Here is a 14,150-nt window from a genome sequence, read left to right as displayed (position 1 = left end):
ATTATTAAATTCAACCTGATATAAACTATGAAACTCACCACAAAACTTACGGCGATATTATTTGGCTTATCGACATTTGTTTTCGGACAAAAGAAGATAGATGTGGCCAAAGAATTTGCCTTTGCCGCACAGCAATATGAAGGCATGCTGAAAAGCCACCCTGATATTACCAAAACGCCGCAATCAACCAACCCTGACGGTTCGGCCAGAGATATGCCTACCAGCTGGTGGTGCAGCGGCTTTTTCGGAGGTTCACTCTGGTATATTTTTGAGCAGACACAAGACCCTAAATGGAAAGATGCAGCCCACAAATGGACAATGGCCGTAGAAAAAGAGAAATTCAATACCGGCACACATGACCTGGGCTTTATGTTGTATTGCCCGTTCGGAAACGGATACAGACTAACCGGAAATGAGCAGTACAAAGAAATCATGCTAACCGGCGCCAAGTCTTTAGCTACCCGCTTCGACCCGAAAGTTGGCGTTATCAAATCGTGGAATAACTGGAAAGGTTATAAGTATCCGGTAATTGTAGATAACATGATGAACCTGGAGTTTTTGTTCTGGGCAGCAAGAGAATCGGGCAACAAGGATTTTTATAATCTGAGTGTTACCCATGCCGATAACACGCTTAAAAACCATTTCAGACCTGATGGAAGCAGCTACCATGTAATAGCTTATGGCGAAAACGGCGAAGTGCTGAAAAAAGGCACCCACCAGGGTTATGCTGATGAGTCGGCTTGGGCACGTGGACAAGCCTGGGCTTTATATGGGTACACAGATATGTACCGCGAAACCAAAGACAAAAAGTATCTGGCCCAGGCAGAGAAGATTGCCGATTACTATCTGAATCACCCGAACCTTCCGGCAGATAAAATTCCTTATTGGGATTTTAATGCACCCAATATCCCGAACGAGGAACGGGATGCATCGGCTGGCGCCATTACGGCATCTGCTTTGTTAGAGCTAAGCACTTATGTAAGCAAAGCCAAAAGTAAGGTGTACTTCAACTCAGCCGAAACCATGCTGGCCAGCCTGTCAAGCCCTGCTTATAAAGCGAACTTAGGCGAAAACAACCATTTCATTTTAAAGCACTCAGTAGGCGCCAAGCCTCTGAAATCAGAAATTGATGTACCACTAGTGTATGCTGACTACTATTTCTTAGAAGGATTGTTAAGATATAAAAAGTTGAAAAAGTAATGGCTGTGCGCCTCTGTTATCGCCAACAAAGAAGCCCCTAAAACAAGGGGCTTTTTGCTTTAATTACAATTTATTTTACTTCTAACTAAAACATTTATTCGTACAGATGAGCTATTTGCCCAGCCTATGATTTTCATGTTTGATATTAATACTTCAATACCACAAAAAGTGACCAATTTCTACATTAACTTATAGAATAAACCCCGGAAAAACGTTTAACATTTACTCGTCATAACATTAGAATCATTAAACAAAGACCAGTCATTAAGCCATTTAACAAAGCAATTGTGGGCAAGCTGAAAAAAAAACAGGTAAAGCAAGCACGAAAATAAACCCTTAAACAACTAATAATGAACTAATTAACAACACTTTCAATCAAACATACACCGCTGAAAGAATATTATTAACAATCAAATTCTATTTTTTTTTACCAACCAATAAGATTTTTTACTAATTTTCAAAAAATCAGTGGTCAGCTATTAAAAGTGACCTTAAAGCCAGTAAAAAGGCTCGAAATAGTTCATTTTTCGCGTCATGTTTATAATTACGGGCTTAAATCGCTTGAATTTTGTACCCTGCCTATTTTAGTATTTTTCAACAGCAGTAGCAGCACAGGAATCACACGTGAATACTAATAATCAGATAATGAATACTTTGGCAAAATAATTGCTTCAAGGTTTCAGGACTTGCAGGCTTATTAGCAGGAAAAGCGATGTTTCTACTATTTCTCAATAAATTAAAAAACCATGAGCAAAAAGTTAAAACTTCTGATAATTGATGATGAGGCTAGTATCAGAAAGGTTTTAGAGCATTTCCTTAACAAAGAATTTGAAGTTACTGTAAAAAATGATGGCATGGAAGGCATGAACTGGCTGGAAGCAGGTAATGATACCGACTTCATAATTGCTGATTTGAATATGCCGAATCTAAACGGAAAAGAGTTTACCAAAGTAATCAGGTCAAGCAATTTGTATTCAGACCTGCCAATTATTATACTTTCAGGAACCGACGAAAGCAAAGAACGAATAGAATGCCTGAATCTGGGTGCCGACGACTTTATGCTCAAGCCTTTTAACCCTATGGAGGTACATGCCAAAATTAAAGCTATTTTGCGCAGGGTTAAGCCAAAATCCATCATTGATTCGTAGAAAACTCATCTGTATAATATGAATAATCCTTTACCTAATACTGCTATTGTACCGGAGGAGGAAAAGCTCCCGATTAAGATTATTTTTATTGAAAGAGACGACAAAGTAGTGGTTGATTTCCTAAAGAAGTTCGGAAAAAAAATCCATATTAAAATTATGGGTACTCCGGAAGATTGTCTTAATTATCTTAAAAACACCTACCCTCCAGATGCCATTGTTATCAATAAAGGTAACGACGGTCTTAAATTCCTTGAAACGATTCGCGGACAAGCATGGACTCGCTCTCTACCGGTGATAGTTACCAGCGAAAATATTACAGCAGGATTAATTAAAGAAGTACAGGAAAAAGGCGGTGATGATATATATCCTATCGATTTTAGTTCAGGCGATTTAATAGTCCGCCTTGAATACTTTATCAAGCGTCGGCATTACAAGGCCATGCAGCAAACCAAAGCCAGTATACTTGATGTAAAAATACCTTTCTGGAAAAGATTCATCGATGTTACCACCACAGGCCTTGCGTTATTACTACTCTCGCCGTTGTTAATAATTGTTGCTATTCTGATAAAGCTTGACTCCAAAGGGCCTGTCATATATCTTTCAAAGCGTGTAGGGGCCGGTTACAAGATATTCAGTATTTACAAATTCAGAACCATGCGTACAGATGCCGACCAGCTGATAAAAAACATGGGGTCGCTGAATATGTACACCAAGCAAACCGAACAAAAACAGATTGCCGGGTTATGCGATACCTGCCAGGCCATTGGCTCATGCCAGCAGCAATTATATATGGACGGAGAAATGATTTGTGAGAAAATGTATCTGTCTGAGAAAAAAGAGAAAGCAGCCTTTATGAAGTTTCAGAATGACCCGCGCATTACCAAACTGGGTCGTTTTCTACGCAACACCAGTATTGATGAGCTCCCACAGTTATTTAATATATTCCTCGGCGATATGTCGCTTGTAGGTAACAGGCCTTTGCCGCTTTATGAAGCCGAAAAACTAACTACCGACGAATACATAGAACGCTTTGCCGGCCCCGGCGGCCTTACCGGGCTTTGGCAGGTTACCAAACGTGGTAAAGGCAAAAAAGAAATGACAGAAGAAGAGCGTATTCAGCTGGATATTGAATATGCCCGGAATTTCTCTTTCAAGTATGACATGAAGATATTCTTTATGACCTTCCCTGCACTTTTGCAGTCAGAAAACGTATAAGAATCTCTTTGAACCGAACCTATTTATATTAAAACACATATTGCAGCAGCCAACCGGTTAGCTGTCTGGTTTTTAACATCAAACTTTATAGAAATGGATGCAATTTCCTTACCTGGTTGGGTAAAGCAGATTCTTAGCAAGCCTTTACTGATTAATCAATATACTGAAAGCGAAATTGACGAGCTAAAGAATAAATTAGCCAGATTCAATGTTGAAAATCCGGTTGCCAGTATTTTAATACCGGCCTGGAACGAAGAAGAAGGTATTCTGCATACTTTAATTTCTCTCGCCAACACCAATACTGAATACCCGACAGAACTTATTATAGTTGATAATAACTCTACCGATGGCACCAATGCCTTGCTGAAAAGACTGGGTATAAATGTACTTTTTGAAGAAAAACAAGGCGTTGGGCATGCCCGCATACAGGGCTTGAATAAGGCCAAAGGAAAATATCTGCTGTCTGCCGACAGTGACACCTTGTATCCGCCCGGTTGGATTAATGCAATGATAAATGCTTTGAAACAAGGTGAAAAAGACAATGTGTATTGCGTGCATGGAACCTATGCCTTTTTACCGAGCGATAAAACCCCTCGCTGGCAATATGGAATTTACGAGTTTCTGAGTGGCTTTGTGATTCGTAAAAACGAGAAAAACACGCCATATCTGAACGTTTTGGGTTACAACAGTGCATTTATAACCCAAAAAGGTATTGAAGTAAACGGCTATGATATACCTGTGCAACGTACCTTCAGAGGCATTGCGCGTAATAAAGGCGGCTATGCCGCAGTAGATGGCATGATGGGTTACAGGCTGATGGAAGCCGGAGGTAAAATTGCGGTGGTTTCTGATTATGACGCCAAAGTCTGGACAAACGACAGACGTATCCAGATTGACGGTGGTATCTGGAAAGCGCTGGTGTTCCGTGTGCAGAAACATCTTTTCAAAAAGTAAATACACGGCCATGTCAATTATACAAATAATTAAAACCAACCAGAGCCTGAAGCAATTTGTGCACTGGTGTTTAATACCTAAACATCAGGCAAGACCCCGGCTATGGGTTGCGTGGTTTGTTAATCCGTTTTTTCATAAAAAAGGCAAAGGAGTAACTATTTGCCACAGAACCCGGATGGACGTTCTGCCGTTTCAACCTTTCAGTATTGGCAATTACAGCACTATTGAAGACTTTGCTACCGTCAATAACGGTGTTGGCCCGGTAAGTATTGGCAATAATTCAAGAATAGGTATTGGCAATGTGGTAATAGGCCCGGTAAGCATTGGTAATAATGTAATACTGGCACAAAATATTGTAATGAGCGGGCTAAACCATACTTACACTGATGTTGAAACGCCCATTTCGCTGCAACCGGTTACGACCTCTCCTATTGTTATTGAAGATGATTGCTGGGTAGGAGCCAATGCCGTGCTAACTGCAGGTGTTACCATTGGTAAACATAGCGTGGTAGCTGCCGGAGCCGTAGTTACCAAAAGCATCCCGCCGTTTAGTGTGGCAGTCGGCAATCCAGCCAGAGTTATTAAACAGTACAATCCTGCCTCGCAAAGGTGGGAAAGCACCATTAAAAAAGAATCATCTCCGGCTAACGGATAATTGTTTTCTTAAGCCCCATTTACCTATGCCCGCCGATTTCCCCAAGGTTTCAATTATCACCATTAATTTTAACGGCACAGCTGTTACGGCCGAGCTATTGCAATCGCTCGAAAAAATCACTTACCCTAATGTTGAAGTGGTTGTGGTAGATAACAGCACAAAAACGCCCGGGCATGAATTACCCATCAGATTTCCGTGGATTAAATATCTGGAAACAGGAGAAAACAGGGGTTTTGCAGGTGGTAACAATCAGGGAATAGAACTAGCCACCGGCGATTACATCTTTTTACTGAATAATGACACCGAAGTAGCGCCGGATTTTCTTGAACCATTGGTGGCACGTATGCAAAGCGATACAACCATTGGGGTAGTATGCCCGAAAATCCTCTACTTTGATGAGCCGGATACCATTCAGTTTGCGGGTTTTCTGCCCATAAATCCTATCACCGGCAGAGGGTTTTCAATTGGCTATCTTGAAAAAGACAAAGGCCAGTATAATGAAGCCAGACCAACCTCGAGGGCACATGGAGCAGCCATGATGTTTTCCAGAACTGCCATGGAAAAAGTAGGCCTAATGGCCGAACTTTTCTTTCTATACTATGAAGAAATGGATTATTGCGAACGTTTCAAACGGGCGGGATACACCATCTGGTATGAACCCAAAAGCAAAATATGGCATAAAGAATCTATCAGTACCGGAAAAGGCTCTACGCTTAAAACTTATTATTACGGCCGGAATCGTTTATTGTATTTACGCCGTAATACCTTCGGGTTCCAGCGGGTTTTAATGTATCTCTATTATTTCATCATTGCCATACCAAAAAATTTACTCGGGTACCTGATAAAAGGAGACACCGCACATCTAAAGGCCTTCTGGCAGGGTTTAGCCTGGAACTTCAGCAATGGTTCAGCCGATATTCACGATAAAAAATAATCAGTACAGCAGCATATAAACAAACTTCGCAATGCGTATAGGTATAGAAGCTCAACGGATTTTCAGAAAAAAGAAACACGGAATGGATATTGTTATCCTGGAGGTACTCCGTGAGTTGCAGCAATTAAATACTCCTCATGAGTATTTTGTCTATGCCCAGCCCGACGAAGACATGCAAGCGCTTTCAAACAGCGCCAATACGCATCTGCATATAACCAAACCTGCCTTGTATCCTGTTTGGGAACAAAGCCTTCTACCTAAAGCCGGCAGGCAGGATAACATAGATTTACTGCATTGTACCAGTAACACCGCTCCTATCGGCTCTTCTGTTCCATTAGTGGTTACAATTCATGATATTATTTATCTTGAAAAATGGATGATTCGAGAAGGCACCTATTACCAGCGTTTTGGTAATCTGTACCGGCGCTGGAACGTGCCCAGAATAGCCTCAAAAGCAGAAATAATCATAACCGTAAGCGATTACGAACGTGAACGCATTATTGAAGGTCTTAACATTTCGCCTGATAAAGTAAGAACGGTTTACAATGCCTGCGGCAAGCATTTTACACCAGAGCGAAATGAGGCCGAATTACTAGCTTTTCAAAAGAAAATGGGCTTGCCTGATAAATTTATTCTTTTTTTGGGTAACACCGACCCAAAGAAGAATCTGCCCAATGTTATGAAGGCCCTGGATATACTTCATCAAAGAGGCCAGCTTGATTTCAAGATGGTTATGCCTGATTTCGGTAAAGAGCATTTGCACGCCTTGCTGAAATCGCAGAACAGCGAATACCTACTGAACCATATTATGCTTACCGGTTATATCCCAAACAAGGAGTTGCCGAATCTATACCGGCTGGCGCAATTGTTTTTGTACCCTTCCCTGCGTGAGAGTTTCGGTATTCCTATTCTGGAAGCTATGAGTTGCGGTACGCCGGTTATTACCAGCAACACCTCTGCCATGCCGGAGGTGGCCGGAAACGGAGCCCTATTAATAGATCCGACACAACCGGAGCAGATTGCAGAAAAAATAATAAAAGTTCTTACTGATAACGAGATACGTAAGACATCAATTGACTACGGAATTAAAAGAGCTGCCATGTTTTCGTGGCAAAAAACTGCTCAGGAAGTAGTGAACATCTATAATGAAGTGCTGGCTTAGTCAATAGCTTTGGCTTTCTTTAGTATATGCAAGCCTCTGGCACATGTCTGTATAAAAATCCTGTCACCCCGATAATGAAAAATCCGGTCCTTCGCGAACCGGATTTTTCAACCATATACGTATCCTTAAACATTCTGAACCGTTTTCACTTCAAATACAAAATACTATGCCTATTGAAGGAGTCTTTTTAGGCAGAGATTTTTTTGTGCTGCTCAGTTGGCAGCAGGTTTATGAGCGGGCAGTTTAACTACTTTCTTCAAAAAATTATGAATCGGCGGTTCGCCATATTTGGCTATCAGATGCGAAACACCAATGAGAAATGCAATGGGTAGTACAGGTAGCAATAAACCCGGAATAGACGGAAAGTACCTATTCAGTTTTATTATCATCGCTATCATAGCGCTTTCGTGAATCAGGTAGAGAGGATAACTAACAAAACCCATATAAACCAACACCTTGTTATCAAATAAGGCCTTCAATTTATCTGAGTAAATGGTGGCCATAAAAATAGCCAGAATCATTATTGCCCATAGAAATACGGCAGGGGTTCTTCCAAAAGTAAGAAAGAGCGACGATACCGATGAAATAACTCCAGTTGCCAAAGCGTAGCCTAAAAATGACTTTTGATGCTCTTTATAATAAATATACATAAGAGAACCGCAGGCAAACCAGCCAAAATAAATAAAACTAATCTGGTGTGTTAAAACATTAACCGGTACCAGTGCTTTGAATCCCATTTCTTCAACCAGAATTTTGATAATCATTCCACCTATAAAAATCAAGAAAATAGAAACAATTGCTTTTATTCTACCCCAGAAAAAATAAAGCAGGCCAAATATAAAGTAATATTTAACTTCAACATACAACGACCAGAATACGCCCTCCAGATACCCCTGATTATTGTGGAATATTTTGTTAATCCAGGCTGGTTCCATAAAAAGCAAACCCGGTATCACATCTTTCAATGGTGGTATGCCGCCGGGTCTTTCAGGTAAAAATCTGGCTGTGGCATAAATTAACACAGTGGCTATAAGCATTGCCGGAAATAACCTTAGCCATCTTTTAATAATAAATTCTTTAAATGAATAGCATTTTTCGAGCGTCATTAAAATTACAAAGCCTGAAATCAGGAAAAACAGCTGTACCCCTAACCAGCCTTTTTCAAAAAGCGGGAAGTCAGCATACTGGCTGCCATAAGGCACCATGGCGGGCCATCTTGTGTAGGCATGATACAGTATAACCATCAGGATTGCCAGCCCCCTGAAACCATCCAGAAACTTAATTCGATTCATCTTTTTTAAATAGTAAGCGTAAACAATACCAGATACGTAAAGAATAATTATTGAGACAATTTACTTTGCCTCCGATAAAAAACGCAAGTAATCAAAATAATCCACAGGCAGTTATGAGGTATATAACCATCTACTGCTTTTACAAAGAACCAATAGCCCCTGCTAATTAACAATGCAACTAAAGTGTATTTTCAGAAAAGTACAAAACGTCCTTCAGACCTTTTTATGCTTGCTAAAATACTGTTTGGCGAAAGCGCTTATCTGCGAAAACCCTACCGTATAGAAACTCAGCAAGGTAAAGTCGAGGTATTTTCTTAACCAATAATAACCAAAGAATGTACCGGATATAAGCGTGAAGAAAGTAGCTAATGCCACACCATTGATGGTTTTAAAAACCGTAAGCGCGATAAAATCGAACACCACATTGGTAGCAAGCATGATAAGTACTTTATAAAAATTTATTTTAGGTTTATGTATGATGTCTAGCGTGATACCTAGGAATCGGTCAATGGGTAGCACCATGGCAAAACTCATCAGAATCCGATAGGCCGAAGTTGCATCTGTGCCCACATACTTACTACCGCCTAACAACTCAACTGCAAAATCTGCCAATAAAATTATCAGAATAGATACCGGTATTAAACCGATTGAGATGGTGCCCGCATACTTCTGCATAATTTCGGTTACTTCTTTTTTATTGCCTCTGTTAAAAGCAGCCGACATAGATGGCATACCGGTAGCCAGAAAACTACGCAGCGGAATTTCAATGATTTCCATCAGGCGCATCGGAATAGCATACATGGCAATGGCAGCAGGCCCCGCCGTACCCAACAGAAACATAATGATGAACGTATCCGAACTACGCAGCAAGTTGGTACTGATGGATGTACCAACGCTATATTTACCGAAATTGAACAAATCAAGTATGATTTCCCTGGTTCGGTTCGGGAACGTCCGTATGTGTGTCCAGCCTTTAATAATACAATAGCTGCTTACCACAAAGGCGCTTCCGGCGTTTATCATAAACAGTAAATCACTGTGCAGTTTACCAAAGATGATAGTGAGCAGAATCATCACAATAAAAAAGCCCTGATTGAGTATACGTAGTATCAGTAGCTTGTCAAATCTTTGGCTGGCTTGCAGTATCCACGACGAGATGGCAGAAGGAAGCGTGCATAAAAAGGTGATTCCGAACCAGCGGATGGTATTCATGATACCCTCATTGCCGGTAAAGTTTAACAAATGCGCACCAACATAAAACAGTATGTTGGCCACAATCATAATGGCTGTAATTGCCAGACCCAAAAACCATACCGAGCCCAGAACGGCATCACCCCGTTCTTTTTCTGTACCTGAAAAAAACTTGATTAAGCCCACCTGAAGAAAACCGGTTCTGAAAGTATCGAGCAAAACAAAAACAGTCTGAAAGAAAAACCAGTAACCGATTTCGGTAGCAGGTAAGTATCGAAACAGAATACCGATAGTAACCATTGATAAAACAGCCATGCTCCCGTTGGCAAACAAGGATAAGAAATGTCTGTTTTGCAGTTTAGCTATTCCTTTTTTAAGGGTATGAATCATAGGTTAATTAGTGCTTGGTAAAATGTTTTTTAAGAGGGTAGGTACTATTTGCCAGCCAGTAATTGATTCTGAACCTCAAATATTTTCTCAACGCAGGCCTCCCAGGTATGGCTTTTACCACAGGCAATAGCTGCTTTTTTTTCTGCTTCTGTTTGTAGCTGAAGCGCCTTTTCAATAGCCTTTATGTATGCCAGTGTACCCACGGCCAATTCAACATGTGGCAAAAACATCTGCATGGCAATGGTATCGGTGGCCACGGTTGGCTTACCCATAGCCAGATATTCATCAATTTTGCGCGGGTAGTTACCTATGGTCAGTTCATTAACGAGTTGGGGATTCATGCAAACATCCATAAACCGGATATAGGCCGGCAATTGAGCTGGTTTTTTAGAACCCAGAAAATGCACATTGCTCATGCCGTGCAACTGGCTGGCCTGAAACATGGCTTCTTCCGGCCCAATCAAAACAAATTGCCATTCTTTTCTTGTGGTGGCCAGCTCTTCCAATAACTTTATGTCGAGCCTTTTGCCGGTAAGAAACCCGGTATAACCAATTCTGGGCTTTGGTATATCTTTCAGGTCAGCTGGCTCCTGATAGCTTTGGTCGGGGTCATACATATCGGTTTCACAACCCTGGCCAATATCCAGACTTAACTGATGAAACTGCCGTGCGTACTGCGCCAGATAGGCCGAATTTGCAAAAACAGCATCGGCAACTTTTATGGTATCTGGCTCTATTCTTGTTCCATGAAACTTAAAATAAGGGTGCTCCACCAGATTATCTCTTATATAATAAAAGCTAAGCAAAGGCTTTAGATATGCTTTGGTATACAAGCCTGTAAACATCTGGCTGTCGTTTAAAACCACGCATCTTTCTGCTTTCCAGCCCAATTGTTTAATGGCTTTTTTTAGGCTGTCAAAAAAGCCTTTTCCGTTTCTTCTGTTCAGAAAATTGTATAATGAAATATTCCGCAGCCAGTTTATAGAATAAGATACAGTAGCCGGGGTATGTACCCAAAGGTTGTCTGCTGCTTTAACGGTATTTTCTCCAAAGCCTAAAGACAGTTTCAAACGTTTTTTACCGGCCTCAGTGTTGGCCTGTTTATAAACAGATTTTATATCAATAGCAGGATTAACATACATAACCGGTTTGTTCTTGCTGAATTCAACAGCCAGGTTACGGGCATTACTGCCCAGGTTCAGCTCCCATTCCTGCTGGGCAATAACTATGTATGCGTCAATCTCTTTTAACATGTTTTTTTTCTTTAGCTTTAAGCCCCTGTTTAAAACCCCAGATTAAACATACAATAGCGGGTATGGCAATAATTTCCCAAGGCATCTTTTTAATGTTCTGTTTCTCCGTGTGGTGTGTGTATAAACTTTTTGCGTGCTTTACCTATATTTAAAGCTGCTATAAGAATAGAAAAAATAGCAACCGGTATCTGCAAAAAGGCAGCCAACAGTTGTCTGTTATACCATTTTGCCGGAATCCCCATCAGCAAGGCAATAGCAAGGGCAACAAATAAACCCAGGCTGTAATATAACAAAGACGGCACGAGGAAAAAGGTAAATGCTACCCACAAAACCAGAACTGCCACCAACATTACTCTGGGCAGCAGGTAGGTCTGAAACACCTTATTGAAAAAAGAAACATTGCCTTTAAACAGCATTACCCAGCCTTCAACAAAATACTTTTCAAGAAATTCTATTTGCATGGCCAGCCAGCGGCTTCTCTGTTTGCTGAACACCTCCGTTTTTGCCACTTTTTCGTCATACACATAATGGCCGTCCAGAAAAGCAATTTTCTTGCGCAGCTTCATCAACCTGAACTCCAGTTCTTTGTCTTCACCTGAGGTATCGCCGATATCAGCCAGCAGGTTTACAAATAATGACCAGTTAAATGCCATACCGCTGCCTATCAGAGCTGAGGGCAAACCAACTGCTACATGGCCTCTTCTGAAAATATGGTTATTAATTTCTTCTGTGCAGGCGTCCAGCAATGCAAAGGGGGTCTGAAAATTCTTGGCTGTGCGATGGCCTTGCACGGCCTCATAGCCAGCCTCAAAAGCGTTGTTTACGGCATTCAAAAAACCGGGGGCCATGTGGTTGTCGGCATCAAGAATAACCACTATATCAACTGGGTCAGTAATGGTGGCATCAATGGCTTTTTGCAGCGCTTTACCCTTAGTGCTTTTCTCGAAGCTCACTTCAACTATTTTAATTGGAAGAGTCCTTAGAGCAATAAGCGTTTTTTCGGTGAAAGAATCAGCAATAATAACTACTTCAAACAATTCAGCGGGGTAATCCTGCCTGATGGCGTCTTTTGCGGTAGCAATAATAACCGAGTCTTCTTTATACCCCGGTATAAAAATGCGTATCTTTCTGTTTTTTGCAGCTTTGGCAAAGGCTGTTTTTTTACCCACTTTACCCGCAACCGAAAAAAACAGCAGATACACCACCTGTATGGTAAGGTAAATCAGAATAGCATATTGCAGAATAAGACCCACGTAGTGCATCGCAAATAGTTTTAGGTTGTTTTTTATTTACTGTTACCGACAGGCAATGGTGTGTCCCATCTTGGGCTTAGCCATATTATAACCCAACTGAAATAGATAACTGCCGACGACGGCATGGCATTCATTACTTCGTTTCCATAACTACACAGCAGAATACCCGTTGCCCCGGCACATATAGATGTAAGCTGATTTTTGAGAACAGGGTCACGGGTTTTCCAGATTATGCCAGAGCATTTACCGGTTATGTACATCATGCTTCCAAACCAGATAATAAACCCGACTATGCCGTACATGCCCCATATTTTTACATACATGCTGTCTGGCGGTATGGTTGAAATAAACTTATCTGCGTTGTATTTAGTACCCCAGTTACCCATTGTACCCACACCGGCACCAAAAGGCTTGTTTTTTATAAATTCACTTAGTTTTTTCTGATTCCGTAACCTTGCCTGCAATGATGGGTCTTCAGGGTCAAGTGATGTTCTGAATCTAACAATCTGGGCATTGCCGTTGCCAATGGTGGTGTACTTCAACATGCCTAGAAAACCAAGACCAATTACTGACCCTAAAATCAGCATCTTTATCTGCTTGCTTAAAACCAGAAAAGTAAAACCGCCACCAACCAGTGCTGCCATGGCTCCGCGCGTTCCAGAAAGCAGCATTCCATAAAAAATAATAACGGCGGCTATCAAATACCCGAGTTTCTTTGCCTTACTATATGGCCCAACGGCCAGTATAAAACACATAATAGATAACTGCGCCTGCGATGCCCCAAACTGGGCAGCCTCCGGATAGTAAGAGAATATCCGTAGCTTGCCAAACAAAATGTGTGTAACTTTTGCTCCTGCCTCCAGCCATCTCATTTCTGCAGCATCGGGCCCGAGTATATTTTGCTTTACCCCATAAAGTGCACCTAGCAGCGACAAAATAATGATGATATTGAGAAAGATATTTACATCTTTCTTTTTATTGAGCAATAAATAGCCAGTTGATACTGTCAGTATCCAATATAAGGTGGTTGACCTCATTTCATAAAACCATCCTTCAAAGCTGGGTCTTTCAGGGTTTCCGATTTGCAGAACCGTAATTACAAACCAAACAAAAGCAATCCAAAACAAATCGTTATTGAGATGCCTGATTCTATATCTGTTTGTGGTATTAAATAAAAGGCTTAAGACAATCAGCACAAGAATGGCATCCATTCCCAAACCAAACTGAATACCGACTATGTGTTTGCCCAATGTAGGCATTAAAAAGCAATAGACTAAAAAGAAATAGATGCCAAACCGGGGCTTGTAGAAAAGAACAATTACGAAGGCAATTACAAACGGCAAAACAATAACCATCATTCCGATGGTTATTCCTATATTAGCAATGGCCCATCCTAAAATAACAGCAATAAGAGTAAATGGTATTAGCCATATACTCTTAAGTTTATTTCTGTTAGATGTATATAAAACATCATTTTCCATGCAGTAGCAGAAGCAATTAAAT

The 14,150-nt window shown here is 40.9% G+C and carries 12 protein-coding genes; 7 read left to right on the top strand and 5 right to left on the bottom strand.

What is annotated here, in order from left to right:
- Positions 1–27 precede the first annotated feature (27 nt).
- The 7 genes from MB380_RS06980 (at position 28) to MB380_RS06950 (ending at position 7,268) form a co-directional block, all read left to right on the top strand.
- The gene (locus tag MB380_RS06980) at positions 28–1,200 is read left to right on the top strand and encodes a glycoside hydrolase family 88 protein (RefSeq protein WP_253534099.1); all 1,173 of its coding nucleotides are present in this window, start codon (positions 28–30) and stop codon (positions 1,198–1,200) included.
- A gap of 746 nt (positions 1,201–1,946) precedes the next feature.
- Entirely contained in the window at positions 1,947–2,348 is a 402-nt protein-coding gene (locus MB380_RS06975) for a response regulator transcription factor (RefSeq protein WP_101725236.1), read from the top strand.
- Positions 2,349–2,366: 18 nt separating this feature from the next.
- A complete protein-coding gene (locus MB380_RS06970) occupies positions 2,367–3,563 on the top strand; it encodes a sugar transferase (protein ID WP_253534098.1) in 1,197 nt (398 codons plus the stop codon).
- 93 nt (positions 3,564–3,656) lie between these two features.
- Positions 3,657–4,517, top strand: coding sequence for a glycosyltransferase family 2 protein (locus MB380_RS06965; protein ID WP_253534097.1), 861 nt, complete (start codon positions 3,657–3,659; stop codon positions 4,515–4,517).
- Positions 4,518–4,527: 10 nt separating this feature from the next.
- Positions 4,528–5,172 carry a DapH/DapD/GlmU-related protein gene (locus tag MB380_RS06960; RefSeq protein WP_253534096.1) on the top strand — a complete coding sequence of 215 codons (645 nt, stop codon included), beginning with the start codon at positions 4,528–4,530 and terminating at the stop codon, positions 5,170–5,172.
- Positions 5,173–5,197: 25 nt separating this feature from the next.
- Complete coding sequence (locus tag MB380_RS06955; RefSeq protein WP_253534095.1) at positions 5,198–6,106, top strand: glycosyltransferase family 2 protein; 909 nt, start codon at positions 5,198–5,200, stop codon at positions 6,104–6,106.
- 31 nt (positions 6,107–6,137) lie between these two features.
- Positions 6,138–7,268 carry a glycosyltransferase family 1 protein gene (locus MB380_RS06950; RefSeq protein WP_253534094.1) on the top strand — a complete coding sequence of 377 codons (1,131 nt, stop codon included), beginning with the start codon at positions 6,138–6,140 and terminating at the stop codon, positions 7,266–7,268.
- A 212-nt stretch (positions 7,269–7,480) separates the two neighbouring features.
- Here MB380_RS06950 and MB380_RS06945 read toward each other — a convergent pair whose 3' ends face one another.
- From MB380_RS06945 to MB380_RS06925, 5 genes are all read right to left on the bottom strand, one after another.
- On the bottom strand, positions 7,481–8,560 hold the full coding sequence (locus MB380_RS06945) for an acyltransferase (RefSeq protein WP_253534093.1): 1,080 nt from the start codon (positions 8,558–8,560) through the stop codon (positions 7,481–7,483).
- Between the two features lie 213 nt (positions 8,561–8,773).
- Entirely contained in the window at positions 8,774–10,141 is a 1,368-nt protein-coding gene (locus MB380_RS06940) for an oligosaccharide flippase family protein (protein ID WP_253534092.1), read from the bottom strand.
- Positions 10,142–10,185: 44 nt separating this feature from the next.
- Complete coding sequence (locus MB380_RS06935) at positions 10,186–11,394, bottom strand: glycosyltransferase (RefSeq protein WP_253534091.1); 1,209 nt, start codon at positions 11,392–11,394, stop codon at positions 10,186–10,188.
- Between the two features lie 89 nt (positions 11,395–11,483).
- The gene (locus tag MB380_RS06930) at positions 11,484–12,656 is read right to left on the bottom strand and encodes a glycosyltransferase family 2 protein (RefSeq protein ID WP_253534090.1); all 1,173 of its coding nucleotides are present in this window, start codon (positions 12,654–12,656) and stop codon (positions 11,484–11,486) included.
- Positions 12,657–12,679: 23 nt separating this feature from the next.
- Positions 12,680–14,128, bottom strand: coding sequence for an O-antigen ligase (locus MB380_RS06925; protein WP_253534089.1), 1,449 nt, complete (start codon positions 14,126–14,128; stop codon positions 12,680–12,682).
- Positions 14,129–14,150 lie beyond the last annotated feature (22 nt).

This window comes from Emticicia sp. 21SJ11W-3 (assembly GCF_024138715.1).
Classification (GTDB): Bacteria; Bacteroidota; Bacteroidia; order Cytophagales; family Spirosomataceae; genus Emticicia; species Emticicia fluvialis.
This window is presented reverse-complemented; position numbering and strand designations above follow the sequence as displayed.